Below are 25,346 nucleotides of genomic sequence, written 5' to 3'. Positions count from 1 at the left end.
GCCTCACACCACGGCGGTGAAGGCCGGCCAGACGTCCTGCGGGCCGGCGGCGACCAGGCCCGCGCCGAGGAACCGCGACCAGGTCAGCTCGCTGCCGGCCTCGTCGCGCCAGGACCAGCAGCGCCGGGTGAGGTGGTGCAGCCGGTGCTCCTGGGTGAAGCCGATCGCGCCGTGCACCTGGTGGGCGAGCTTGGCCACCCGCTCGACGGCCTCCCCCGCGCGCACCTTCGCGGCGGCCGCGGCCAGCCCGACCGTCGCCTCCCCGCGGCCCAGCGCCTGGACGACCGCGTCGACCAGCGCGGCGGTCGACGTGACCTCCCCGGCCATCTGCGCCAGCTCCATCTGGATCGCCTGGAACTTGCCCAGCGGCCGGCCGAACTGCTGCCGCTCGCCGGCGTACTGCACCGTCCACGCCAGCACCTGCTCCAGCGCGGCCGAGATCTGCACCGCGCGGGCCAGCGCGTAGCGGGCCCGGACCTCCGCCGCCTGCGCCGGGGTCAGCAGCGCACCGCGCGCGCCGACGCCGTCGAGCACCAGCGACCCGCGCGGCTCCCCCGCCAGGTTCACCGCCCGCGACGCCGTCAGCCCCGCCGCGTCGACGACGGCCAGCACCGCGCCCTCGATCCCGGCCGGGGCGGTGGCCAGCACCGCGACGTGCCGGGCCACGCCGGCCCACGCGACGTCGGTGGCGGTGCCGGAGAGGGTGAACCGGCCGGGGCCGTCGCCGTCGTCGGAGGGCTCGGCGGTGACCGTCCCGTCGACGGCGACCGTCAGCGGCTCCTCGGGCGAGGGCAGGTCGAGGTCGGCGGCCACCAGCGCGGGCCCGGCCACCAGCAGTTGCTCGGCCACCGGCACCGCGCCGGCACCGGCCGCCAGCGTGCGCACGACCGCCACGGCGTCGGCGAGCTCGCCGCCGGAGCCGCCGGCGTCCTCGGGCAGCCCGACGCCGGTGAGCCCGGCCTCGGCCAGCGTGCTCCACAGGCCCTCGTCCCACGGCCGCTCGGCGGTCAGGACGAACGGCTCGTGCCCGGACAGGATGTCCCGGACGGTCTCGACCACCAGGTCCTGGTCGGATGCCATCAGCGCAGCCCCAGCCCTCGCGCCACGATCCCCTTGAGGATCTCGTTGGTGCCGCCGCGCAGCGTGTAGCCCGGCGCGTGCAGCTGTGCCTCGGCCAGCGCCCGGCCCAGCGGGTCGGGACTGTCCAGCGACGCCGGGACGTCGACCACCCGGCGCACCTCGTCGACGACGTCCTGCTCGAACGTCGTCCCCATGTCCTTGACCAGCGCGGCCGGGATGTCGGGCAGCTCCCCGCGGTCGAGCGCGGCGGCGATCCGCAGCGACAGCTGGCGCAGCGCGAGGGCCCGCGAGGACAGCCGGCCCAGCACCGCCAGCTGCGCGGGGTCGCCGGAGGCGGCGGCGCGGCGGCCGAACTCGGCCAGCAGCGGCCAGGTGGAGAGGAACCGCTCGGGGCCGGACCGCTCGAAGGCCAGCTCCGCGGTCACCTGGTGCCAGCCGGCGCCCTCGGTGCCCAGCAGCATGTCGCCGGGGACGACGACCTCCTGGAACACCACCTCGTTGAAGTGGTGGCCGCCGTCGAGGATGCGGATCGGGTTGACCGTGATGCCGGGCAGCGACAGGTCGACCAGCAGCTGCGTCAGCCCCTGGTGCTTGCCGCGCGGGCCCTCGCCGGGCGGGCCGGTGCGCACCAGCACGATCCCGTAGTGGGAGTGGTGCGCGTTCGACGTCCAGATCTTCGCGCCGTTGACCACCCAGTCGCCGTCGGCGTTGCGGGTCGCGCGGGTGCGGATCGAGGCGAGGTCGGAGCCGCTGTCGGGCTCGCTCATGCCGATGACGAAGTAGCACTCCCCCGCGGCGATGCGCGGCAGGATCTCCTTGCGCTGCGCCTCGGTGCCGTAGCGCAGCAGGTTCGGCCCGGACTGCCGGTCGGCGATCCAGTGCGCGGCCACCGGCGCGCCGGCGGCGAGCAGCTCCTCGGTGACGGCGTACCGCTCCTGCGCGGTGCGCTCGTGGCCGCCGTACTCCCTGGGCCAGGTCATGCCCAGCCAGCCGCGGGCGCCGAGCTTGCGCGAGAACTCCGGGTCCACGCCGGACAGCCAGGTGTCGACGTGCGTGGTGAAGGTCCCCGCGGCGAGCTCCTGCGCGAGGAACTCCCGTACCTCCAGGCGGACCCGCTCGGCCGCCTCGGACGGCGGCGCGGGCGCCAGGGTCAACTGGTTGCTGCTCATGACGGACACGTCCCCACGTCGGCGTGGCAGTTGTTCCCGTCGGTTCTACCGCGCGCAGCGGTGGAACACCCGCGCCGGGGTGTGTCGGACCCCCTCCGGCCGCCGGGCGGGGACGCGGTCAGCCGCGGTCGTCGCCACCGGGGAACGCGTCCCGGGCGAGCTGGCGCAGCCCGCCGGCCACGTCGCCGGCGACCGTCGTCAGCCGGTCGACGGCGCCGGAGACCAGCCGGCGCACCGCGACGGGGTCCAGCCCCAGCACGGAGCCGAGCCCCGCCGCGACGTCGACCCCCGGAAAGCCGGGGGGCGGCTCGGGCGGCTCCGCCGGCCCCGGCGTCCAGCGCATCGCGTCACCGGAGACCGAGACGTCCCCGGTCGCGCCCTCGAGCACGTCGGTCAGCTCACTGCGCGTCTGCTCCACGGCCGCCTCCTCGCGCAAGGCCCCGCCGGTGGGGCGGTGGCTGCGATGGTCCGCCTCCTCACCCCCGCCCGCCAGACCCTCCACCGGCAGCCGGGTGAGCACGAGCAGGGCGACGTCGTCGGCGCGGCGGGGCCCGGCCAGGGCGTCGAGCAGCCGGTCGCACAGGGCGTCCGGGTCCGTGTCACCGTGGGCCGCGGCGGCGACGGCGCGCAGCCGGTCCAGCCCCGCGTCGATGTCGGCGGTGCGGCTCTCCACCAGGCCGTCGGTGAACAGGACGAGCGTGGCGCCGGGCCGCAGCCGGCCCCGCCACTCCGGAGCGGGACCCGGCGGGGCGCCGAGCAACCGGCCCGGGCGGACGTCGAGCAGCCCGGCCCGCCCGTCCTCGACCAGCAGCGGCGGCAGGTGGCCGGCCGAGGCGATCCGCAGCCCGCCGGTGGGCGGGTGCAGCCGGGCGAACAGCGCGGTGGCCATCCGCGGCAGGCCCAGCAGCGGCCAGCTGCCGTGCAGCCGGTCGACCAGCGCCGCCGGCCCCGGCCGGTCCACCAGCAGCGCGCGGTGCACACTGCGCAGCTGGCCCATCGTCGCCGCGGCCGTCACGTCGTGACCGACGACGTCGCCGACCGCCAGCGCCACCTCGCCGCCGGGCAGCGGCACGACGTCGTGGAAGTCGCCGCCGACGTCGGCGCCGCGGCTGGCGGGCAGGTAGCGGACGGCGACGGCGTACCCCGGCACCTCCGGCGGCGCGGGCGGCAGCAGGCTGGCCTGCAGCGTGTGCGAGGTCCGCTCCTCCAGCTCGTGCCGCTGGGCCACGTCCATGCCCTGCGACATCTGCAGCGCGAGCTGCTCGGCGGTCTCGACGTCGGCCTCGGTGAACGGGCCGCGGCGCACGTCGGCGCCGAGCGAGATCACCCCGAGCGGCCGGTTCTCCGCGACCAGCGGCACGCAGACGAGGTCGGCCAGCTCCAGCGCCCGGGTGACCTCCCGGTGCCGCGGGCTCGTGGTGGCCCGGGCGAGCTCGGCGTCGGCCCCGCCGCGCAGCCAGACCGTGCGGTGCTGGGTCATCGCCCGCACGCTCGGGTGGGAGCCGTCGCGGCGGGGCAGGTGGACGTCGCGCAGCTCCTCGACCAGGGGGCGGCGGGCCGGGTCGGCGTGCGCGACCACCGGCTCCACCAGCCCGTGCTCGGTCAGCACGTCGACGACGCACACGTCGGCCAGCCGGCGGACCGTCAGCTCGGCGAGCTCCGCGATCGTCTCGGTGACCCCGTGCCCGGCGGCCATGAGCCGGGCGGCCTCGAGCAGGAACGTCGACCGGGCCGCCTGCCGCACGGTCTCCTCGTGCAGCCGGACCCGCTCGAGCGCCTGCCCGGCCTGCCGGCCGAGGGTGGCCAGCAGGTCGGCGTCCGCCGGCGCCAGGGAGCCGCGCGCGCCGGGCTCGGTCAGGCTGATCAGCTCGCTGTCGTCGGTCACACCGAGGACCAGCACCAGCGCGCCGAGGTGCCGGTCGTCGGCGGCCGACACCGGCACGACGACGACCGCCTCCTGCCCGGCCTCGACCATCGCCTCCGCCAGCCCCGGCCACCGGTCGCGCAGCGCCGGCCCGACCGGCACCGACCGCACCCCGCCGGTGCGGACCAGCTCCGCGCCGTCCCGCGCGGCGGCGGCCAGCTCGCCGAGCAGGTGCGGCGCCACGTGGTCGCTGGCGGCCAGGGCGACCGGCAGCGGCGCACCCTCCGGGCCGGGGACGGCCAGCCACAGCGCGGCGCCGCCGGCCTCCACCGCCGCCCGCGCCCGGCGGACGACGACCTCGGCGACCTGCTCGGCCGACGCCGCCGCGGCCAGCTCGGAGACGACCTGGTGCAGCGTCCGCGCCCGCGCCTCCGACTCGGCCGCGGCCCGCTGGGCGGTGAGCAGCGCCCGCTCGTAGCGGCGCCGCGACGTCGCCTCGAACACCGTGGCGCGCACCAGCAGCGGCTGCCCGTCCTCGTCGCGGACCTCGACCGCGTTGAGCAGGCACGGCAGCACCGACCCGTCCGCGCGGACGACGTCGAGCGCCACCTCGCGGACCGCCCCCTGCAGCCGCAGCAGCGGCGCGAGGTGGGTCTCGTAGAACACCCGGCCGCCGGCGTTGAGCAGGTCCGGCAGCCGCCGGCCGCGGACGTCGCCGGGCTCCCGGCCGGTCCAGGTGCAGAAGGTGCGGTTGACCTTGACGACCCGCCCGTCCGGGACCATCGACAGGTAGCCGCAGGGGGCGTTCTCGTAGAGGTCGGCGGGGTCCTCCTCCAGCAGCCGCGCGAGACCCTCCGGCTGCTGCTCGAGCCGGTCGGGGGGCGGTGCGGGGTCGGTCACGGGCCGGCCGGGCCCCCGAGGAAGGCGCGGATCGCCGCGGTCGTCTCCTCGGGCGCGGACAGGTGCGGGCAGTGCCCGGTGGCGGCCAGCCGCGTGAAGACGCTGCCGGGCACCTGCGCGTGCACGAACCGGCCGACGGGCTCGGGGGCGATGGCGTCGTCGGAGCACTGCAGCACCAGGGTCGGGACCCGGAGCGCGGGGAGGTCGGCGCGGTTGTCGGAGAGGAACGTGACGCGGGCGAAGTCGCGGGCGATGCGGGGGTCGGTGCGGCAGAAGCTCGCGGCCAGCTCCGCGGCCACGTCGGGGTGGTCCGGCCCGGCGACCACCGCGGCCAGCCCCGCCGCCCACTGCGCCGGGTTGCTGTCGAGCGAATCCAGCAGCGCGACGACGTCGGCCCGGCTGAAGCCGCCGGTGTAGTCCTCGTCGTCGACGTAGCGGGGACTCGGGCCGATCATCACCAGCGCCCCGAACCGGCCGGGGTCGGCCCGCACCGCCAGCACGCCGATCATCGCGCTCACCGAGTGGCCGACGAGGACGACGTCGGTCAGGTCCAGCTCCCGGACGACGTCGAGGAGGTCCTCGGCGTAGCCGCGCAGGGAACCGTGGCGGACGGGGTCGTAGGCGGAGACGTCGGACCCGCCGGCGCCGACGTGGTCGAAGGTGACCACCCGGTGGTCGACGGCGAACTCGGGCACCAGGGCCCGCCACATCGTCTGGTCGCAGCCGTACCCGTGCGCGAGCACCATCGGCCGGGCCCCTTCCGGCCCGCTCACGCGCACGCAGTTCCGGGTGACCACCGTCACCCCGGGGACGGTAACGGACGCAGGCGTCCCTGTCCCCGCCCGGCCGCGCACGGACCCCTGTCCCCCCGCCCGGCGGGCTCCTACCCTGCCCCCGTCCCGGACGAGACCGGTCCGGTCCCTCCCCCCGTGAGCTGCACCGGAGGTGCCCCGTGACCGCCGTCCCGACCTCCCTGCGTCCCCCCACACCCGCCGCGGAGGCGCCCGCCACCACCCGGGCCGGCGACTCCCAGCGCGTCCTGCACCGGCTGGTCCGCCGGGAGCTGCGGACCCTGGCCGAGCTCGCGACCTGGGCGCCGCCCGGCGACGCCGCGCGCACCGCGGCCCTGACCCGGCACGCCGACCTCGTCGGGCGGGTGCTGCTGGGCCACCACGCCGTGGAGCGCGAGCTGCTGTGGCCGGCCCTGGAGCGCGCGCTGCCGGCCGGCGCCGCGCGGTCCGGGCGGGCGCGGGTCGCCGCGTGGACCACCCGCTGCGCCGCCGTCGACAACCGCCTGCGCGACCTGTCCACCGCCGCCCGGCAGTGGGCGGTCGCCGGCACGCCGCCGGCCCGCGACGCCTTCGCGCTGGCCTGCCTGGACCTCGCGGCCGTCGTGGACGCGCAGACCGCGGCCGAGGAGCGGGAGCTGCTGCCGCTGCTGGAGGCGCACCTGCCGGCGCGGGAGTGGACGGCGATCGTGCACGCCGCGCGGCCGGCCCTGTCGGCGCGCGAGCGGCTGACGGTGCTGGGGCTGGCCCTCGAGGACGCCGCACCGGCGGAGCAGGCGCGGCTGATGGCGGGGCTGGGCCGGGGGACCCGGCTGGCCTGGCGGCTGGCCGGGCGGGCGCGCTACCGCGCGGCGGTGGTCCGGCTGCGGGGTGCCCCGCCCTCGCACTGAGGGCGGGCCGAGGGAGCGGGCGCGACGACGAGCCCGCTCCCGCAGGGGTCAGAAGCGCGACGTGCCGCAGTCCCGGCAGCGCTTCTTGGCCGTGGTGGTCTCGCCGTGGCAGTTCGGGCAGGTCCAGGACGCCCGCTCGGTGGGGCGCTCGGTCGTGGTCGTGGACATGGTGTTCTCCCCTGTCGTCCGGGAGCCTCCGACGGTAGGCAGCCGGGATGTCGGGGAGGTGTCCTGCGGGTTGCGGGACGGCACGGTCTCCCCCGGCTCCCCACCCATCCCGCCACGAGCCACTGGCAGCCCACTGGGACGCGGGTGCAAGCCGGGCCTCCAGTCGGCGCCCAGTCCCGTACAGGAGGTGCGCGGGAGCGTCCTCGCAGCGAGCCGGACAGCGGCTCGACCACCGAGGAGGCACTGCCATGACCCGCACCGCCCTGACCCGCACCGCCCTGACCCGGACCCTGCTGCGCACCGCCGTCCCCGCGACCGCGTTCGCCGCCGTGCTCGCCACCGCCGGCACCGCGTCGGCCGGCTCGGTCGCCTACAACGCCTACGACACCGACGCGAACGGCTACGTCGACCTGTACGCCTTCGACGACAGCGGCGACCTCTACGAGGACACCTGGGCGGTCGACTGGGACGAGAACGGCTACGTCGAGCAGGTCGCCGTCGACACCGACCTCGACGGCTGGGCCGACACCTTCGCCTTCGACGGCGACGAGGACGGCTACGTCGAGGAGGTCGGCGTCGACACCACCGGCAACGGCCTGCCCGACGTGTGGGGCGCCGACTCCGACCTCGACGGCTACCTGGACGCCGCCGCCTACGACGTCGACGACGACGGGTACGCCGACTGGTCCGAGCCGATGGCCCCGACCTCCTACGCCTACGCGTCGGTGACCTACGTCTTCGCCGAGGCCGACGGCTGGACCTACTGGGAGGTGTCGGTCGAGTACGGCTACGGCCTGACCTCCGACTCCGACGACAGCGGGATCGAGCCGGCGGACGGCGGCACGTTCACCGCCGCCCAGGACACCTCCGCAGGGGACACCTCTGCAGGGGACACCGCCGCCGGGGACACCGCGCACGAGTGGACCGGCGACACGGTCACCACCGCGCTGCGCGAGCTGGCCGGCCTGTTCTGACCGCACCGCATCCGGAGTCCGGCCGGCCGGGGCCACGGGGCCCCGGCCGGCCGGGCCCGTGGTGGATCCCTCCCGCCGACACGCGGCGCAGAGGTGACAGCGGGGGGTGGACAGGCGCAGGATGGTCGATTGCCGCGCGCGTCAGGAATGGCGCCGGAATGGCACCGAAGAGAGATTGCCGACCATTCTAGCAGAGGGAAGTGCATTGCCGGCGAGCCCGTCCGACGTCGCCCCCGACCCCGACCTCGACGCCGCAGACCTCGACACCGCAGGCCTCGACACCGCAGGCCTCGACACCGCAGGCCTCGACACCGCAGACCTCGACACCGAGGTGGCCCTCGAGCAGGAGTACGTCACCGACCTGTACCGCCGGCTGGACGCGGCCCGCGAGCTGGCCAGCACCCGCTGGCGGCAGGCGATCACCTGGCCGGCCGTCGACCCGCAGGCGCTGCAGGAGCGCGACGCCACCGTCCGCTTCCACGGCGAGCGGGTGGTCGCGCTCGACGCCGCCGAGGCCGGGCTGGTCGTCGGCCGCATCGACCGCGCCGACGACGGCGGCGCCCTCTACGTCGGCCGGATCGGCCTGCCCGGGGACGACCCCGCGCAGGACCCGGCGCTGGTCGACTGGCGGGCCCCCGCGGCCCGGCCGTTCTACGTCGCGACGCCGGTGCAGCCGCTGGGCATCGTGCGCCGCCGGCACATCCGCACCCGCGGGCGCACCGTCGTCCGCCTCGACGACGAGGTGCTCACCGACGGCGTCATGGGCTCCGGCCTGACCGGCGAGACCGCGCTGCTGGCCGCGCTCGACGCCTCGCGCACCGGGCGGATGACCGACATCGTCCGCACCATCCAGGCCGAGCAGGACCGGGTGATCCGCAGCGACGCCGCGGGCGTGCTCGTCGTCCAGGGCGGGCCGGGCACCGGCAAGACCGCCGTCGCGCTGCACCGGGCGGCCTACCTGCTCTACACGCACCGCGAGCGGCTGGCCCGCCGCGGCCTGCTCGTCGTCGGCCCGACGCCGACCTTCCTGCGCTACATCGCCGACGTGCTGCCCTCCCTCGGCGAGACCGGCGTGCTGCTGGCCGGGCTCGGGCAGCTGCGCCCGGGCCTGGACGCCCGGGGCGAGGAGTCGCCGGAGAGCGCGGCGGTCAAGGGCCGGCTGGAGATGGTCGACGTGCTGCGCGCCGCCATCGCCGACCGGCAGGTGGTGCCCGCCGCGCCGCGGGAGGTCGAGGTCGACGGGTTCCCGTTGCGGCTGCGGCCGATCGACGTCACCCGCGCGCAGAACGCGGCGCGCCGCGCGGACCCGCTGCACAACCTGGCCCGGCCGGTGTTCGTCCGCCGCGTCGTCGACACGCTGACCAAGCGCTACGCCGACCGGCTCGGCCGGGACGTGGACGGCGGCGCGGGCCTGCTCGACCGGGAGGACGTCGCCGCGCTGCGCCGCGAGGTGAGCGAGGACCCGGGCGTGCGGTCGCTGCTCGCGGAGCTGTGGCCGGTGCTCACCCCCGAGCGGCTGCTCACCGACCTGTTCGCCGACCCGGCGCGGATCGCCGCGGCCACCCCCGGCTGGTCCGACGCCGACCGCGCGCTGCTGCACCGCCCGCGCGGCAGCGTGTGGACCCCGGCCGACGTCCCGCTGCTGGAGGAGGCCGAGGAGCTGCTCGGCTTCGACGACAGCGCGCAGCGCGCCCGCGCCGACCGGGACCGCCGCCGCGCGCTGCAGCGGGCCCAGGAGACCCTCGACGTGCTGCACGGCTCCCGGTCGGTGGACCTGGAGGACGAGCACCTGGAGGCCGAGGTGCTCAGCGCCGGCGACCTGCTCTCGGCCGAGGACCTCGCCGACCGGCAGCGCGAGCTGGACCTGCGCACCACCGCCGAGCGGGCGGCCGCCGACCGCACGTGGACCTTCGGGCACGTCGTCGTCGACGAGGCGCAGGAGCTCTCGCCGATGGCGTGGCGGCTGCTGGTGCGCCGCTGCCCGACCCGGTCGATGACCGTCGTCGGCGACGTCGCGCAGACCGGCAGCCTCGGCGGCGCGCAGCGGTGGGACGCCGTCCTGCGCCCGCACGTCGGCGACGCGTTCCGGCTGGAGGAGCTGACCGTCAACTACCGCACGCCGGCCGAGGTGATGGCGGTGGCCGCCGACGTGCTGGCCGCGACCGGCACCGGGCTGCGGCCGCCGCGGTCGGTGCGCACCGGCGGCACGCCGCCGGTCGCGGAGGTCACCGGGGAGTCCGCGCTGGCCGGGCGGGTCGCCGCGGTGGCCGCGGACCTCGCCGGCCGGGAGGGGACGACGGCGGTGCTCGTGCCGCCGAGCCGGGTCGCCGGCGTCGTCGCGGCGCTCGGGGAGCTGCGGCCGGACGTGCAGTCGGGGCCGGGCGCGGACTCCTCGCTGGGGCCGGTGGTGCTCACCCCGGGCGAGGCCAAGGGCCTGGAGTTCGACTCGGTGGTGGTCGCCGACCCGCAGGGCGTGCTCGACGAGGGCGTGCGCGGGCTCAACGACCTCTACGTCGCGCTCACCCGCGCCACCCAGCGGCTGACCGTGCTCTCCCCCGGCCCGCTGCCCGCGGTGCTCGGCCGGCTGGCGGCCGAGGCGGCCTAGCGGGGTCCAACCGCGGGCGCAGTGCGGTGCAAGCGCGGTCCGGAGGGTGGACGGCGTGTCCCGCTCCCGCCTGCTGACCGTGTCCGCCCTGCTCCCCGCCGCGCTGCTCGCGACGGCCGCGTGCTCCCCGGGCCCGGCGGCCGAGCCCTGGTCCGCCGCGCCGGCGGCCGAGGTCGCGCGCACCACCGTGTCCGCGCCCGGCACCGTCCCGGCCGGCGACCGCACCGACGCCCGCGGGGTCTCCGCCGGCCCGGACGGCACCACGCTCGTCGTGCTGGCCGGTGACGACACCGCGGACGGCACCGCGCCGGGCGCCGCGCTGGCCGTCGTCGGCCCGGACGGCACGACGGTGCAGGCGACGGCGGAGCTGGCGCCCGGCTCCCGCCCGGACACCGCGTTCGGCTCCGGGGGTGCGGCCGTGGTGGCCGGGCCGGTGTGGCCGGGCGCGGGACCGGTCGGCTACGCGCTGCAGGTCGTCGACCCGGCGACCGGGACGGTCACCGCCACCCTCCCGGTCGCCGTCCCCGGGGACGCGCTGCTCACCGGCTCGGCCGCGACCCTGGGCCCCGACGGCGTCCTGTACGTGGCCGTGTCCCGCAGCGCCGGTCCCCCGCTGCTGCTCGCCGTGGACCCGGCCACCGGCGCGGTCCGGGCCTCGGCGGACGTCGACCTCGCCGTCGACGGGGTCGAGCCCACCTCCGCGGAGGTCGGGGCGGTGGCGGTGTCCCCCGACGGCTCCCGCATGGTCCTGGCCGCGACGACCCCGGGGCCCGACACGGGAGCGCCGGCCCGCAGCCTGCTGCTGCCCCTGACGCCTGACCTCCTGCCGCGGAGCGCGCCGGTCGACCTCACGCCCGGCTTCGTCCGCACCGGGGTCCAGGACCTGGTCGTGGTCGACGACGGCACCGTGTACGCGGTGGTCCGCGGCGCCGACGCCGACGGCGCCGACCGCGAGCACGTGGTGACCGTCGGCGTGGGCGCGACCGAGCCCACGGTGCTCACCGCCGACGGCGCCTTCCGCGGCACGCCGGTCACCGACGCCGAGTTCGACGGGACGGCGCTGTGGCTGACGCTGCAGCAGGAGTCGGCCGCGGCGTCGGTGGTCGTCGTCGACCTGGTCACGGGTGCGGTCGGGACGCCGCTCGGCCTGTGCGACGAGCTGGCCGGGTACCTGCACGCCGGGGACGACGGCCGCATCGCGGTGACCGCCCGCTGCGACGGCGAGGCCGTGCTCTGGTGGCTCGACCCCCGGTGACCCCTCCTCCGCGGACGCTCGTGCTCTGCCCCCACATACGGGGCAGAGCACGAGCGCGTGGAGGGACACCCGTCGGCCCTCTCTTCGAGCTCTGCCCCCACGGGCGGGGCAGAGCACGAGCGTGCGCGGGGGGACCCGGTCAGCGCGGCTGCATGACCACGCGGCTGGCCGGCAGGGCGGGGATGCGGTGCAGCGAGATGGTCAGGTCCTGGCCGGGGGCGAAGTCCGCCTGCAGCCGGGCCAGCCGGGGCGCCAGCGCGGCGAGCAGCGCGACCGTGATCTGCTCGCCGGGGCAGCGGTGGTTGGTCCGCGGGTCACCGCCGCCCTGCGGCACCAGGTCGAACTCGCCGATCCCCCGGTCGAGGAACCGCTCGGGGCGGAAGGCGTAGGGCTCCTCCCACAGGTCCGGGTCGTGGTTCTGCCCGTACAGGTCCAGCAGCACCATCGCGTTCTTCGGGATCGTCTGCCCGGCGAACTCCAGCCGCTGCGGCGCCCGGCCGCCGATGAACGGCGCGAAGGGGTAGAAGCGCCGCACCTCGTGGGCCCACGCCTCGGCGAAGGAGGCGTCGGCCGCGGCCAGCTTGCCGCGGTAGTCGGGCCAGGTGGCGAGCGCGTGCCCGGAGAAGGCCAGGAACCAGGCGACGGCGGTGGTCGGGCGGATGACGTTGAGCAGCTCGACGGCGGCCACCCGCGGGTCGAGCAGCCCGCCGTCGGCGTCCCGGTGCGCGGCCACGACCTGCAGCACCGACCCCGCCGGCACGACCAGCTCGCCGGACCGGACCCGCTGGACGATCCCGGCGAGCCACTCCTCCCGCCGGCCGCGGGCCCGCCGCGCGCGCCAGTGCCGCGGCCCGCCGGTGGCGAAGCCGTCGACCATCGCCAGCAGGTCGCGGGCCAGCGCGGGCACCTCGTCGTCGGCGACCGTGATCCCGGCCCAGCGGGTCACCGCGCCGGCGATCACCCGCGCCGACTCGTCGAACAGCACGAACTCCGGGCGGCCGGACCACTCGCGGGCGGCGTCGTCCCAGGCGGCGCCGGCCCGCTCGGCGAGCGCGTCGATCGCGGCGGGGTCCATGAGCACCCGGACGAACATCGCCTTGCGGACCCGGTGCGCCTCGCCGTCCAGGGTGTGCACCGCGCCCTTGCCGAACAGCGTGCCCTGCACCGGCTCGGGGATGGCGTGCGCGCGGTGCACGTGGTCCTCGTCGTAGAGGAACCGAGCCGCCTCGGGACCCTCGATGCCGACCGCGGGCAGGCCGCCCAGCCGCGTCCCGACGGCGTGCCGGCCGCGGGCGCGGCGCAGGTCGGGCAGCCAGGCGTAGCCCTTGGTGAGCAGGGCGAGGGAGTTCTCCAGACGCATGGGTCCCGCGGTTCCCCGTACGAGGGCGGGTCAACCTCGGCCGGGTGGGGCCGACCTCAGCCCGGGCGCTGCTGCTGCAGCCGGTCGTCGCGGGCGTCGGTGGCCTCGTCGACGGGGCGGTCGTCGACGGGCCGGTCGTCGCCGGACCCGTCGCGCCGGCCGCCGGAGCGCCCGGCGCCCAGCCGGCGCAGCAGCGCGGCCACCTCCCCCGCCGCCGACGGCGTCGACGCCCCCTCCGGCAGCGCCTCGGCGACCCCCTGCAGCGCCTCGGCCAGCACCCGCTCCTCGTCCGAGAGCATCCCGCGGTAGGCCGGGTCGAGCAGGTACCCGGTGGGCGGCGTGGACAGGCAGCCGAGCAGGTCCAGCAGCACCTCCAGCCGGCGCGCGGCCTCGGCCGGCGGGGCGTCCGCCCCGCCCATCGCCACGGTCTCGACGTCCTGCTCCCACAGCCGGCTGCGGGCGGCGTCCTCGCGCAGCGCGAGCACCGTGCCGGAGCGGCGGCGCGGCTCGCGCCCGGGCACCTGCACCGCGCTGCGCACCTGGTGGGCGATGCGGATCAGGTCGTCGTCGAGCATCGAGGTGCCCACGAACAGCACGTGCCGGGTGAGCAGCAGCGAGTGCAGGACGCCGGAGAGCGCGGCGCGGGAGTCGCCGAGCTGCAGGTACTCCTCGCGGGTCAGCACGACGCCGGCCGGGTGCGCGGCGTCGCCGTGCAGCTTGAGCAGCCACGGCCGGCCGGGCCGGGGCTCGTCGTAGGGCAGCACCGACAGCTCCCGGCCCATGTCGGCGGCGGCGAGCTCGACCAGCGGGTCGTAGTTGGTGGTCACGAACTCCTGCACCGGCAGGTCGGCGATCAGCGCGTGCGCCAGCGCGTACGGCCCGGGGCCGAAGCGCTCCTGCACGAACCGCTCGAGCTCGTCACGGCCGAGCTCCCGGGCCAGCAGCGCCGCGGCGTCCTGCGGAGGCAGCCGGGACAGCCCCTCGCGCAGGTCGTCGTCGAGGCCGGAGCGGGCGGCCAGCTCCCCGAGCAGCTCCTCCCACGTCGGCAGGCCGGCGGCGGCGCTGACCCCGGCGCCGATGAACAGCGCCAGCTGGCCGCGGCGGGCGCGCTCCCCCAGCTGCTCGGCCAGCGCCCTCAGCGGCTCGGGCAGGTCCCAGCCACCGTCGTCGCCGCGGCGCACCCGCTGGGCGGCGGCGAGATCGCTGGGCCCGCGCAGCACCAGCGCGACGTCGAAGCCGTGCTCGTCGGCGGCCTCGCGCAGCACCGGCAGCAGCTGCTGCAGCAGGTCGCCGCGCCGCCCGGCCGCCCCGCCCCAGCCGGTGCCCAGCGCCGGCAGCCCGACCAGCCGCCGCGCCCGGCCGTGCACCGGCTCGGTCACCTCGCGGCGGGCGACGGCGGCCAGCGCCTCGCGGGCGCCGTCGAGCAGCCAGCCCAGCCCGCGGCCGCGGTCGTCGACGGTGTCGAGCAGCCAGGCCCGCCGCGGCCCGCTGCCGGGGACCTCGAGCACCCGCTCGTCGCCGTGCCACGCCAGGTCGACGCACACGCCGTCGGCGTCCTCGTCGGTGACCAGGTCGTCGGGCAGCAGCGCCCGCCAGCTGGCGGCGACGCGCAGCGTCCGGCCGGTGGGCACCAGGACGTCGTCGCAGGACAGGCGGGTCAGGTCGGCGCCGACGACGAAGACGTGTCCACTCACGCCCAGTCCCCTACCCACGGCACCGCCGCGACGGAACGGCAGCGGGTGCGGACTCGCGACCGGAGCGGCCGCGTCAGCCGGCCTGCGGGACGCCGCAGCCGCCGGCCGAGCAGGCGCAGCCCGCGCACCCGGCCGGACGGGCCGGCGCCGGGGCGGTGGCGACGGCGCGCAGGCCAGCCGCGGCGACCAGCAGCGGCACCGCCGCCAGGCCGGTGGCCAGGGCGGCGACCACCGTGGCGACGTCGGCGGCGCGGCCGGCGCCCTGGACGGCGAGCGTGCCGGCGAGCAGCGCGCCGACCAGCACCGTCCACACCAGCAGCGCCGCGCCGCCGCGGCGGGCGGCGCCCCCGCGGGCGAACGCCACGGCCGAGCCGGCGAGCAGCACCAGCGGGACGCCGGCGAGCAGCACCCAGCCGGTCGCGGCGGCGGAGACGACGGCGACCGCGACCGCGGCGACCCCGCCGGCGACGGCGGCCGCCCCGGCCGGGACCGACCCGGCACGCAGCAGCCCGGCGCCGCGGGCGGCGGCGAGGACGCCCAGCCCGCCCAGCAGCAGCCGGGCGCCGAGGTCCCCGGTCACGACGGCGAGCACCGCGAGGACGACGAGCACGACGCCGAGGGCGGCGCGCAGCGGCCAGGCGCGGCGGGCGACGTCCCGCTCCGTGCGGAGAGGAGCGGGACCTGTCTTCGTGCGTGCCGTCGTCGCGTTGACCACGACGCCCAGTGTCCCGCATCGGCCGCCGGACCCGGCGCGGCGGCCCGGCGCGTGCGACGCTCGGGTCCCGCGCGAGCAGGCGCACGGGCGAGGACGACGGGGGCGGCGTGACCGAGGGCGGGGTCCGGGCGCCGCAGCGCGCTGCCCGCAGCCGCCTGCTCGAGCACGTCGCCCGCGCCGGGCTGGTCGGGTACGCCCTCATCCACCTGCTGGTCGCCTGGCTGGCGCTGCAGCTGGGCTGGGGCACGCCCGGGCTGGTCACCCCCGCCGAGTCGACCGACTCCGCCGGCGCGCTCGCCCTGCTCGCCGCCACCCCGCTGGGCAACGTCCTGCTGTGGGTGCTGGCCGGCGCGCTGGCCGGCCTGTGCCTGTGGCAGGCGGTCGAGGTGCTGCGTCACCACCACCGGCTGCCGCCGCCGGGCCGCGAGCGCCGCGCGGCGCTGGTGCAGGTGGTCAAGACCGTGGGGACGGCGGCCCTCTACGGCTACCTGGCGGTGGCGGCGGTCCGGCAGGCCCTGGGCCTGGTGCAGCCGCCCGCCGAGGACCGCGAGGCCGTGCGGGGCGTGCTGTCGTGGCCGGCCGGGCAGGAGCTGGTGGTGGGCGTCGCGGCGGTCGTCGTCGGCATCGGGCTCTACCACGTGCGCAAGGGCCTGCGGTCGGACTTCCTCGGGGAGATCGACCTCCGCACCGTCGCCCCGGCGCTGTGCCGGCTCACCCACCGGTTCGCCCAGGTGGGCTTCGTGCTCAAGGGCGTGGCGCTGGTCCTCGTCGGTGGCATCGTGGGCTGGGCCGCGGCGACCTTCGACCCGGCGCGCGCCACCGGTCTCGACGGGGCGCTGCGCGCCGTCGCCGGGGAGCCCTACGGCCGGTGGCTGCTGGTCGTCGTCGCCACCGGGCTGGCCTCCTTCGCCGTCTACCTGCTGGCCCGGGCCCGGCACCCGGTCGGCTGACCGGCGCGGCGGCCGTCCCCGTGCCACGCTGACGCGGCACAGGAGCGGACCGAGGAGGGCGGCCATGACCGGAACGGGGACGGCGGCGGGCAGGTCCGGCAGGAGTGACGCCCTCGAGAACCTGGCGCGCGTGGGGCTGGTCGCCTACGGCGTCGTCCACCTGCTGGTCGCCTGGCTGGCGCTGCAGCTGGCCTGGGGTGGCGGCGGGCAGCCGGCCGACCAGTCCGGCGCGCTCGGCACCCTCGCCGCCACGTCGGTCGGCAAGCCGCTGCTGTGGGTGCTCGCCATCGGGCTGGTCGCACTCGCGCTGTGGCAGGCCGCCGAGGTGCTGCGCTGGCGGTACGGCTGGTCGGCGTCGGGCGAGCTGCGCACGAAGGCGGTCACGAAGTCGGTCAAGGCGCTGGCCAAGGCGGTCGTCTACGTCGTGCTGGCGGTGACCGCGTTCCGGTTCGCCACCGGCGCCGGCCAGTCGAGCGCGGCCCAGCAGCAGCAGACCGCGGCCGGCGTGTTCGGCTGGCCCGGCGGGCGCTGGCTGGTCGGCGCGGCCGGCCTGGTGGTCATCGGCATCGGCGTCCACCACGTGCTCAAGGGCGTCAGGAAGAGCTTCGTCGACGAGATCGACCTCGCCGCCGCACCCCCGACCGCCCGCCGCACGGTCACCCGGCTCGGCCAGGTCGGCTACCCGGCCAAGGGCGTGGCGTTCGGGGTGGTCGGCGCGCTGCTGGTCTACGCGGCGGTCACGGTCGACCCGGCCAAGGTCTCGGGCCTCGACGGCGCGATGCGCACCATCCTCGAGGCCCCGTTCGGGAAGGCGCTGCTGACCCTGGTGGCCGTGGGCATCGCCGCGTTCGGCGTCTTCTGCTTCGTCCGGGCGCGCTACCCCGAGCGGACGTGACGGGGCCGCTCTCCCGCGTGCACCGGGCGGTCACGGCCGCCCGGGAGGTCACCGACCACCCGGTGCTGGAGGCCGCCGCCCGCGTCGGGCTCGTCGCCTACGGGGTGGTGCACCTGCTCATCGGCTGGCTGACCTGGCGGGTCTCCCGCGGCGCCGGCGGCACCGACGCCGACCAGACCGGGGCGCTGGAGACGGTCGCCGGCACCCCCGGCGGGTCGGTGCTGCTGTGGGCGATCGGCCTGGGACTGCTGGCGCTGGCGCTCTGGCAGGGCGGTGAGGTGCTGCTGTGGTGGCGCGGGCTGCTCGACCCGGCGCACCGCACCCGCACCGCCGTCGTCTGCGCCAAGTGCCTGGCCAAGGCGTTCGTGTACGCCGTCCTCGGCGTCACCGCGCTGCTGTTCGCCGTCGGCGCCGAGTACGAGGCCGACGAGCGGCTGCGGGAGCTGACCGGCGAGACCCTCGAGGTGCCCGGCGGCGCGGTGGCGGTGGCGGTCGCGGCCACCGGCGTCGTCGCGGTGGGGCTGTACTCGCTGTGGCGCGGGGCCACCGGCGGCTTCATGAAGGACGTCGACCTGCCCGCCGCCCCCGACCGGTGGGAGCCGGTGATCGAGGCCGTGGGGCGGGTCGGGTACGTGGCGAAGGGCGTGGCGTTCGGCGTCGTCGGGGTGCTGCTGTGGCGCGCGGCGACGACGGCCGACGTCTCCACCGCCACCGGCCTGGACGGCGCGGTGACCACGATCGGCCGCACCGGCGCGGGACCGTGGCTGCTCACCGTCGTCGCGGCCGGGTTCGCGGCGTTCGGCGTCTACGCCCTGGCCCGCGCCCGCTACCCCGACCGCGACCCGTCGCAGTGACGTGCGGGAACGGCCCCCGTGCGGGGGCCCTCCGCCTGCGCGTGCGAGGTGTGGGGGGCCTTCCTCAGGTGCGGGGGCCGCCGGCGACGTAGACGACCTGGCCGGAGACGAAGCCCGCGCCCTCGCTGACGAAGAACGAGACGGTGTGCGCGATGTCCTCGGGCACGCCGGCGCGGGCCACCGGGATCGCCGCGGCGCGCTCGGCCACGTACTCCTCCCAGTCGCGGCCGATCCGCTCGGCGGTCGCCCTGGTCATCTCGGTCTGGATGAAGCCCGGGGCGATCGCGTTGGCGGTGACGCCGAACTTGCCCAGCTCGATGGCGAGGGTCTTGGTGAAGCCCTGCAGCCCGGCCTTCGCGGTGGCGTAGTTGGCCTGGCCGCGGTTGCCCAGCGCCGAGGTGCTCGACAGGTTGACCACCCGGCCCCACTTCGCGTCCACCATGTGCTTCTGGCAGGCGCGGGTCATGAGGAACGAGCCGCGCAGGTGGACGTGCATGACCAGGTCCCAGTCGGCGTCGGTCATCTTGAACAGCATGTTGTCGCGGGTGACGCCCGCGTTGTTCACGAGCACGACCGGCGGGCCGAGCTCGGCGGCGATCCGGTCGACGGCGGCCTGCACCTGCTCGGCGTCGCCGACGTCGGCCCCCACCCCCAGCGCGCGCCCCCCGGCGGCCTCGATCGCCTGGACGGTGCCCGCGGTCGAGGACTCGTCGAGGTCGAGCACGGCGACGGCGAAGCCGTCGGCGGCCAGGCGGAGCGCGGTGGCCGCACCGATGCCGCGGGCGGCGCCGGTCACGATGGCGACGCGGGCGGGGGACTCGCTCATGGGGAGGTTCTCCTCGGGGTCGGGGGCTGCCGGCCGATCATGCCGGGCAGCCCCCGGACACGCCGGGTGGGGTGTCACACGCCGGGGCGGGTCCTCACACCCGCTCGAGGACGGCGGCCAGGCCCTGCCCGCCGCCGATGCACATGGTCTCCAGGCCGTAGCGGGCGCCGCGGCGGTCCATCTCGCGGGTCAGCGTGGCGAGGATCCGCCCGCCGGTGGCGCCGACCGGGTGGCCCAGCGAGATGCCCGAGCCGTTGACGTTCATCCGGTCGAAGTCGGACTCGGTGAAGCCCCACTCGCGGGTCACCGCCAGCACCTGGCTGGCGAAGGCCTCGTTGAGCTCGATGAGGTCGATGTCGGAGAGCTTGAGGCCGGCGAGGTCCAGCGCCTTCGCCGTCGCGGGGACCGGGCCGATGCCCATGGTCCGCGGCGGGACGCCGGCCACCGCCCAGGACACGACACGGGCCAGCGGGCGCAGCCCGTGCTCGGCGGCCTTCTCCGGCGAGGTGACGACGCAGACCGCGGCGCCGTCGTTCTGGCCGCTGGCGTTGCCGGCGGTGACGGTGGCCTCGGGGTCGTCCCTGCCCATGATCGGGCGGAGCCTGGCGAGGGTCTCGACGTTCGAGTCGGGGCGGATGTGCTCGTCGCGCTCGACGACGGTGTCGCCCTTCCGGCCCTTGACCGTCACCGGGACGATCTCGTCGGCGAACCGGCCCTCCTCGGTGGCGGCGGCGGCCCGCTGGTGGCTGCGGACGGAGTACTCGTCCTGCTCCTCGCGGCCGATCGAGTACTCGCGGCGCAGGTTCTCCGCGGTCTCGAGCATGCCGCCGGGCACCGGGTGGTTCACGCCGCCGGCGGTGACGCGGCCGCGGGCCAGGCCGTCCTGCAGCAGGACGCCGGGGCCGGCCTTGACGCCCCAGCGCATGGCGGTCGAGTAGAACGGCGCGTTGCTCATCGACTCGGCACCGCCGGCCAGCACGACGTCGGCGGCGCCGGTCTGCACCTGCATCGCGGCGTACAGCACCGCCTGGAGGCCCGAGCCGCAGCGGCGGTCGACCTGGATGCCGCTCGCGGTCACCGGCAGGCCGGCGTCGAGCGCGGCGACGCGGCCGATGGCCGGTGCCTCCATGGTCGGGTAGCAGTGGCCGAGGACGACGTCGTCGACCGACTCGGGCGGCAGGCCGGTGCGCTCCATGAGCGCCCTGACGACGGTGGAGGCGAGGTCCTGCACGGGCACGTCCCGCAGCGACCCCCCGAAGCCCCCGACCGGGGTCCGCAGCGGCTCACAGATGACCGCGTCACGCACGGCGTCCTCCTCCTCGACTCGGCCGGCGGGCAGGCCCCGCACCGCCGCCGAGTGTGCTCCCCGGCGAGGCACCGCGCGCAGTCAGGTCGGGAGCGGCCCCCTCGCAGGGGCCCGCCGCGAGCGTCGGAGAGGGGGGAGGAGGAGTCCCTCCCTCAGGCGGCGCCGGCCCCGGCGCCGGGCCGGACCTGCTCGACGCCCAGCAGGTCCCAGAGGCCGGTGACCTGCAGCGCCCGGGCCACCGCCCGGGTGCCGACCAGCACCCGCAGCCGGGTGCCCTGCGCCTCGGCGGTGCGGTGCGCGACCGCCAGCGCGGACAGGCCGGCCGAGTCGAGGAAGGTCACGGCCTCGAGGTCCACGGTGACCACCCGCGGGTCCGCGGCGAGGGCGCCGTCGAGCTCACGGCGGAGCAGCGGCGCGCTGGCGCAGTCGACCTCACCGGCGCACAGGAGCCGGGTGTCGCCGTCGAGGGAGACGGTCTCGACGGTCAGCAGGTCGTCGGCGGCGCCCGAGGTCGTCGGGGGGCCTGAGGAGAGTGTGGTCACGGTGCGCCTCTCGATCGAGGGCGGGCCCGTGCGGAGGACAGCGGCTCGAGAGCCACACCACGGCGCGGAGTCCGGCATTGGCGGAGCACGGCTGGATGTTGAACCGCAACCCGGACGGTAGGCGCGGGACGGATGGGGCGCAAGGTCCGCACCGAGGTGTCCACCGTGCGTCGACCGGCGTGTCGCCCGCGGCGCGCGGGGCCGTGACCAGGCACTCCTCGCCCGGTACCCCGGGGACGACCCCCGCTCACCGGACGCGGGGATACTGGACGGCGTGAACGGGCGACTGGTGCTGGCGGGCCTCATCTGGGCGGCGGTCTCGGTCGTGGCGTTCCTCGCGATCCCGGACGTGATCGTCGCCGCCGGGCTGGTCATCTTCGGGGCCGTGCTCCTCCTGGTGCTCTTCGTGGCCCGGGACTGGGACACGCACTCCTCCTTCGAGGAGCGGGAGATGATCCGCGCGCGCCGGCGCAAGGACCGGTGGGAGCGCACCGCGGACTCCCGCGCCCGTGACCGCGAGCGGTGGGAGGCCCACCAGGCGCGCAAGGCCGCCCGCTCGGCCGGCGCCGACGACGCCCCGCAGCGGTAACCGCCTCCCGGATAAGGACTCGACGGGCCGGGCCGGGGCTCCCTACCGTCGCGGCATGCGCTCCTGAGCCGACCGCCTCGCCGCGACGTCCGCGTCCTGCCACCGGGACGCCCGCGGGTCGAGCCGCCGCTCCCCGCTCCCCTCCGCCCCTCCCGGGCGCCCCTCCCCTGGCTGCCGGCCGCCCGCGGCCGGTCCGACCTCCTCCCGGAGGCACCCGTGTCACGTCCCTCCCGTCCCCTGCCCGCCGCGGCTGCCGCCGCGCGAGACGCCCTCCCGCCCGCGGACGCCGCCGCCTTCGAGCGGCTGGCCTCGGCCGTGCTCGCCTCGCCCGGCGCGGCGCTGGGCCCGGTCCTGCGCGCCCAGTTGCCCGGCGTCGCCGGGGTCCGCTGGCTGCGGACCGCGGGGCTCGCCCCGACCACCCGGGCCGGGTCCCTGTCCGCCGAGCAGTGGTCGAAGGACCCCTCTGCCCCCCACCGCTCGCATGCTCGCGGCGGGCCCCTGCAGAGGGGCCGGAGGACAGGCGGCCGGGCCTCCGCGCACGGGCACGCCCCCGGCGCCCAGGCCGTCCCGCGCTGGTTCTGAGCACCCGGCCGGGCTAGCCGATCGCGTCCTCCGCGGCGAGGTCGGCGGCCCGGCCGGGGTCGGCGAACGCCTCGGCCAGCGCCTGCCGCAGCGGCCAGGCGCGGGCCCGCCAGGCCAGCGCCCGACCGAGGGCGGCGGGGCTGCCGTCCACGTGGTCGACGCCGTCGCCGGGCCACCACGGCACCGGCCGGCCGCCGGCCAGCAGCGGCTCGTGGACGGCGACCTCGCCGGTCAGCTCCGGCACGCCCAGCCGGGCGGCGGCCAGGCCGGCTCCCGGCACCGACGCCCACGGCTGCCGGCGCACCGGGGTGCTGGTGACCTCCGCCCGCACCCGCTCGCCGGCCAGCGGCAGGTCGAGCAGGTCGGCCACCGCCGCCGGCGCGCCGCCGGCCGGGACCAGCAGCGCGTCGACCAGCGGCTGCACCCACGGGACGTCGAGCACGGCGACGGCCTCCCGCGCGGGGTCGGCGACCCGGTCCGGCGCCACCCGCACGCGGCGCGGCGGGTCGACGTCGACGCCGTCGAGCGCGCGCGCCAGCCGGGCGTGGACCGTGCGCAGCACCGGCGGCGGCACCGTGCGCGCGGGGTCGCCGAGCCGGTCGAGCAGGTCGAGCGCGGTGTCGACGTCGGCGAGGACGTCGTCGACGGTGGCCGGCAGCCGCAGCCGCCCGAGCACCGCCGCGGGCCCGTCGGCGGGGTCGTACAGCCCCCGCAGCTCCCGGCTGCCGGGCGCGCACAGCCGGTCGGGGCGCCGGCCGGCGAGCACCGGGTGGGTGGACAGCCACCAGCGCAGGTAGCAGGGCACGGCGACCCCGTCGAGGACGACGTCGGCCCACGCCTCCTCCGGCGCGGCGGCCAGCAGCGGCAGCGCGCCGGCCCAGTCGGCGACCAGCTCCAGGTCCCGGACGGCGGTCAGCGGCGGCCACGCCGGCGGGGGTCCGCCGGGCGGCAGGCGGTCGAGGACGGCGTCGGCCCACTCGCCGGCGGCGTCGACGTCGAGGTCGTCGGGGTCGTCGGCGTGCACCAGCGCGAACTCGGCGAGCACGCCCGCCGCGCGCAGCACGGCCGGGTCGTGCGCGGCGGCGAACCCCGGGTCCAGCGTCCCCAGCGCGCCGTCGCGGAGGACGGCGGCGAGCGGCGCGCCGGGCAGCAGCAGCTCCCCCGCCGGCGCCCACGCGCCCTCGGCGTCGGGCAGGGCGAGCTCGGCCAGCCAGGGCAGCTCCCCCGGCGCGGTGCCGGCCGCGGCCACCAGCGCGAGCACCGCCTCGGCGAGCGCCGCCGGGTCGCCGTCGTCGAAGCCCTCCTCGACCGCGTCGACCGACTCCTCCACGGCGCCCCGCACGGCCGGGTCGGCGAGCACGACCGCGGCGGCCGCCGGGCGCGCGCCCAGCCGCTCGAGCAGCCGCCGGGCGGCCGGGTCGGCGACGGCGCCGGGGTCGGCGACCCGCAGGTGCAGCGGGCCCAGTCGGGCGACCGGCAGGTCCTCGCCGGGCAGCAGCACCCCGGCCGGGCCGGGCGCGGTCCGCCCGTCGGCCAGCGGCACCGGCAGCGCGCCCAGCTCCTCGCGGTCGGCGCCGTCGAGGGCGGCGTACAGCCGCGCCCACCAGTCCGCCGGCCGGCTGATCCCGGAGACGGCCTCCACCACCTCGGCGGGGCCGATCCGCCGCACGCCGAGAGCGGCCAGCGCGGGTGCCCCGTCGCGCCGGGACCAGCCCGCCGGCAGCAGGCCGGGCACGACCCCGGCGAGGACGGCGACCCGCTCGTCGGTGTCGTCGGCGAGGACCGCGGCGCGGTCCGGGGGCTGCCGGCGGGCGGGGTCGTCGGCGGCCGGCAGCCAGGCCGCGGCGCGCAGCCGGTCGAGGACGGCGGAGCCCAGGGCGGCGTCGAGCTCGGCGGCGGCCAGTCCGATGCGCGGCACCAGGCCCAGCACGGCGGGGTCGGCCGGGAGCGCGGTGGCCAGGTCGGCGTAGGTGTCCGCGGCGACGACGACCAGCGCGTCGGTGACCGGGCCGGGCGCCACGTGCCGGCGGTCGGGGCCGAGCGGGAACGGCGCGACGAGCCGGACCGGCAGGGACAGCGGCTCGTCGCTCGGGGTCGGGGCGTGCACCACCTGGCGCCCGGTCAGCGGGACCGGCCGGCCGTCGTCGTCGAGGGGCACCGCACAGGTGACGTCGTAGCCGCGGCGGGCGCGCTCCTCGACCGGGCGGCCGGCCAGCAGCTCCGCGGGCAGCTCGCCGCTGCGGGTGGCCAGCCGCCAGGTGGTGGTGCGGTCGCCGTCGCGGACCCGGGCCAGCGGCGGGGTGCGCGTGCAGGACAGGGTGCGGACGGCGCCGTCGACGGCGACCTCGACCTCGGCGAGGCCCGGCAGCGCCAGCAGCAGCTCGGCCTCCAGCGCCTCCAGCGCGCCCCGGACGGCGGCCCGCGACCCGGCGCGCAGCGGCAGGACGACCTCGGTGGCGAACCCGTCGGGCGGGGGCCCGTCGGCCGGCCACGGCAGCCGCAGCACCGGCACGGCGCCGTCGCGGCGGGCCAGCTCGCCGGCGAGCGCGGGGACGTCGGCCACCGCGGCGCGGGTGTGCGCCGCGCTGAACCGCACGCCGCCGGAGGTGGAGTGGACGGCGGGCTCGTCGGAGACGGCGAGGACGGCGGCGAACCCGACCCCGAAGCGGCCGACGGTCCGCGCCTCGTCGCGCTTGGCGGAGGCGCGCAGCGTGGCCAACCCCGTGACCCCGGCGGCATCCAGCGGGGCGCCGGTGTTGGCCGCCCGCAGCACCTCTCCCCCGCCGCCCACCGTGGCCAGCTCCAGCCGCAGCCGCCCGGGCACGCCCGCGCGCACCGCGGCGTCGGCGGCGTTCTGCGCCAGCTCGACCAGCAGCCGGTCCCGGTAGCCGCCGCGGACCAGGTCCTCCTCGGCGTTCGCGTCCTCGCGGAAGCGCGCCGGGGAGTCGGTCCACGCAGCGAGGACGCGGCGGCGCAGCCCCGCGGTGTCGAAGGGGTCGGCCACGGGCACGAGCATGGGTCCCGGACCGGACCTACGCGTGAGTAACTTGCCGGGTAACCTGCGCCACATGTCGCTCGCCGAGCAGATGGACACGGTCACCGACGCCGCCGCCGGCACGGTCGACCGGCACGCCACCACCCAGACCTTCGAGTCGACGGACCCGGCCACCGGCGCCGTCGTCGGCGTCTTCCCGGTCCACGACGCCGACGCCGTCCGCGAGACCGTCGGGGGGGGGGGGGGGGGGGGGGGGGGGGGGGGGGGGGGGGGGGTGGGGGGGGGGGGGGCGGGGGGGGGCGGCGACCGCGCCGAACGAGGCCGCCGGCTGCCGGTGCTTTGGGT

General features: G+C 77.9%; 20 protein-coding genes. 9 read left to right on the top strand and 11 right to left on the bottom strand.

Going from position 1 to position 25,346, the window contains the following annotated elements; translation table 11 throughout:
* Positions 1-3 precede the first annotated feature (3 nt).
* The 4 genes from ACI8AK_RS02215 to ACI8AK_RS02200 all read right to left on the bottom strand — a co-directional run bounded on the left by ACI8AK_RS02215 (position 4) and on the right by ACI8AK_RS02200 (position 5,816).
* Positions 4-1,080, bottom strand: coding sequence for an acyl-CoA dehydrogenase family protein (locus tag ACI8AK_RS02215; RefSeq protein ID WP_456954964.1), 1,077 nt, complete (start codon positions 1,078-1,080; stop codon positions 4-6).
* A complete protein-coding gene (locus ACI8AK_RS02210) occupies positions 1,080-2,249 on the bottom strand; it encodes an acyl-CoA dehydrogenase family protein (RefSeq protein ID WP_456954963.1) in 1,170 nt (389 codons plus the stop codon). Before ACI8AK_RS02210 ends, ACI8AK_RS02215 begins: the two co-directional genes overlap by 1 nt.
* A 118-nt stretch (positions 2,250-2,367) precedes the next feature.
* Positions 2,368-5,013: a SpoIIE family protein phosphatase gene (locus ACI8AK_RS02205; RefSeq protein WP_456954962.1), complete on the bottom strand. Its 2,646-nt coding sequence runs from the start codon at positions 5,011-5,013 to the stop codon at positions 2,368-2,370.
* Positions 5,010-5,816 carry an alpha/beta fold hydrolase gene (locus ACI8AK_RS02200; RefSeq protein WP_387988716.1) on the bottom strand — a complete coding sequence of 269 codons (807 nt, stop codon included), beginning with the start codon at positions 5,814-5,816 and terminating at the stop codon, positions 5,010-5,012. The genes ACI8AK_RS02205 and ACI8AK_RS02200 overlap by 4 nt, the downstream gene beginning before the upstream one ends.
* Positions 5,817-5,965: 149 nt before the next feature.
* On the opposite strand from ACI8AK_RS02200, the gene ACI8AK_RS02195 reads away from it, so the two are divergent.
* The 4 genes from ACI8AK_RS02195 to ACI8AK_RS02180 all read left to right on the top strand — a co-directional run bounded on the left by ACI8AK_RS02195 (position 5,966) and on the right by ACI8AK_RS02180 (position 11,693).
* Entirely contained in the window at positions 5,966-6,691 is a 726-nt protein-coding gene (locus ACI8AK_RS02195; protein WP_456954961.1) for a hemerythrin domain-containing protein, read from the top strand.
* Positions 6,692-7,107: 416 nt separating this feature from the next.
* Positions 7,108-7,833 (top strand): hypothetical protein, encoded by a 726-nt coding sequence (locus ACI8AK_RS02190; RefSeq protein WP_456954960.1) that lies wholly within the window; start codon positions 7,108-7,110, stop codon positions 7,831-7,833.
* A gap of 205 nt (positions 7,834-8,038) precedes the next feature.
* A complete protein-coding gene (locus tag ACI8AK_RS02185) occupies positions 8,039-10,438 on the top strand; it encodes a HelD family protein (protein ID WP_456954959.1) in 2,400 nt (799 codons plus the stop codon).
* A 55-nt stretch (positions 10,439-10,493) separates the two neighbouring features.
* Positions 10,494-11,693: a hypothetical protein gene (locus tag ACI8AK_RS02180; protein WP_456954958.1), complete on the top strand. Its 1,200-nt coding sequence runs from the start codon at positions 10,494-10,496 to the stop codon at positions 11,691-11,693.
* A gap of 139 nt (positions 11,694-11,832) precedes the next feature.
* On the opposite strand, the gene ACI8AK_RS02175 is transcribed toward ACI8AK_RS02180, so the two are convergent.
* The 3 genes from ACI8AK_RS02175 to ACI8AK_RS02165 all read right to left on the bottom strand — a co-directional run bounded on the left by ACI8AK_RS02175 (position 11,833) and on the right by ACI8AK_RS02165 (position 15,462).
* The gene (locus ACI8AK_RS02175; RefSeq protein ID WP_456954957.1) at positions 11,833-13,053 is read right to left on the bottom strand and encodes a cytochrome P450; all 1,221 of its coding nucleotides are present in this window, start codon (positions 13,051-13,053) and stop codon (positions 11,833-11,835) included.
* 56 nt (positions 13,054-13,109) lie between these two features.
* Positions 13,110-14,747 carry an SIR2 family protein gene (locus ACI8AK_RS02170; protein ID WP_387988710.1) on the bottom strand — a complete coding sequence of 546 codons (1,638 nt, stop codon included), beginning with the start codon at positions 14,745-14,747 and terminating at the stop codon, positions 13,110-13,112.
* Between the two features lie 73 nt (positions 14,748-14,820).
* Positions 14,821-15,462: a hypothetical protein gene (locus ACI8AK_RS02165; RefSeq protein ID WP_456901924.1), complete on the bottom strand. Its 642-nt coding sequence runs from the start codon at positions 15,460-15,462 to the stop codon at positions 14,821-14,823.
* Between the two features lie 107 nt (positions 15,463-15,569).
* Here ACI8AK_RS02165 and ACI8AK_RS02160 point away from each other — a divergent pair, with 107 nt between their 5' ends.
* From ACI8AK_RS02160 to ACI8AK_RS02150, 3 genes are all read left to right on the top strand, one after another.
* Positions 15,570-16,412, top strand: coding sequence for a DUF1206 domain-containing protein (locus tag ACI8AK_RS02160; RefSeq protein WP_387992865.1), 843 nt, complete (start codon positions 15,570-15,572; stop codon positions 16,410-16,412).
* Between the two features lie 64 nt (positions 16,413-16,476).
* Complete coding sequence (locus ACI8AK_RS02155) at positions 16,477-17,307, top strand: DUF1206 domain-containing protein (RefSeq protein ID WP_456954956.1); 831 nt, start codon at positions 16,477-16,479, stop codon at positions 17,305-17,307.
* Complete coding sequence (locus tag ACI8AK_RS02150) at positions 17,304-18,161, top strand: DUF1206 domain-containing protein (protein ID WP_456901926.1); 858 nt, start codon at positions 17,304-17,306, stop codon at positions 18,159-18,161. Before ACI8AK_RS02155 ends, ACI8AK_RS02150 begins: the two co-directional genes overlap by 4 nt.
* A gap of 64 nt (positions 18,162-18,225) precedes the next feature.
* On the opposite strand, the gene ACI8AK_RS02145 is transcribed toward ACI8AK_RS02150, so the two are convergent.
* The 3 genes from ACI8AK_RS02145 to ACI8AK_RS02135 form a co-directional block, all read right to left on the bottom strand.
* The gene (locus tag ACI8AK_RS02145; RefSeq protein WP_387992857.1) at positions 18,226-18,987 is read right to left on the bottom strand and encodes an SDR family oxidoreductase; all 762 of its coding nucleotides are present in this window, start codon (positions 18,985-18,987) and stop codon (positions 18,226-18,228) included.
* A 94-nt stretch (positions 18,988-19,081) separates the two neighbouring features.
* Positions 19,082-20,293 (bottom strand): acetyl-CoA C-acetyltransferase, encoded by a 1,212-nt coding sequence (locus ACI8AK_RS02140; protein WP_387992855.1) that lies wholly within the window; start codon positions 20,291-20,293, stop codon positions 19,082-19,084.
* A gap of 152 nt (positions 20,294-20,445) precedes the next feature.
* Positions 20,446-20,835: an STAS domain-containing protein gene (locus ACI8AK_RS02135; protein ID WP_387992852.1), complete on the bottom strand. Its 390-nt coding sequence runs from the start codon at positions 20,833-20,835 to the stop codon at positions 20,446-20,448.
* Between the two features lie 274 nt (positions 20,836-21,109).
* Between ACI8AK_RS02135 and ACI8AK_RS02130 the strand changes: the two genes are divergently transcribed.
* Entirely contained in the window at positions 21,110-21,424 is a 315-nt protein-coding gene (locus ACI8AK_RS02130; protein WP_387992850.1) for a hypothetical protein, read from the top strand.
* Between the two features lie 216 nt (positions 21,425-21,640).
* Complete coding sequence (locus tag ACI8AK_RS02125) at positions 21,641-22,006, top strand: hypothetical protein (protein WP_456901928.1); 366 nt, start codon at positions 21,641-21,643, stop codon at positions 22,004-22,006.
* A 13-nt stretch (positions 22,007-22,019) separates the two neighbouring features.
* Here the strand turns inward: ACI8AK_RS02125 and ACI8AK_RS02120 are convergent, their stop codons facing one another.
* On the bottom strand, positions 22,020-25,010 hold the full coding sequence (locus ACI8AK_RS02120) for a sacsin N-terminal ATP-binding-like domain-containing protein (RefSeq protein ID WP_456954955.1): 2,991 nt from the start codon (positions 25,008-25,010) through the stop codon (positions 22,020-22,022).
* Between the last annotated feature and the right edge of the window lie 336 nt (positions 25,011-25,346).

The sequence above is a fragment of the Geodermatophilus sp. SYSU D00867 genome (assembly GCF_054050315.1).
The sequence above is the reverse complement of the archived record's forward strand: the minus strand, read 5'-3'. Positions and strand labels throughout refer to the sequence as shown.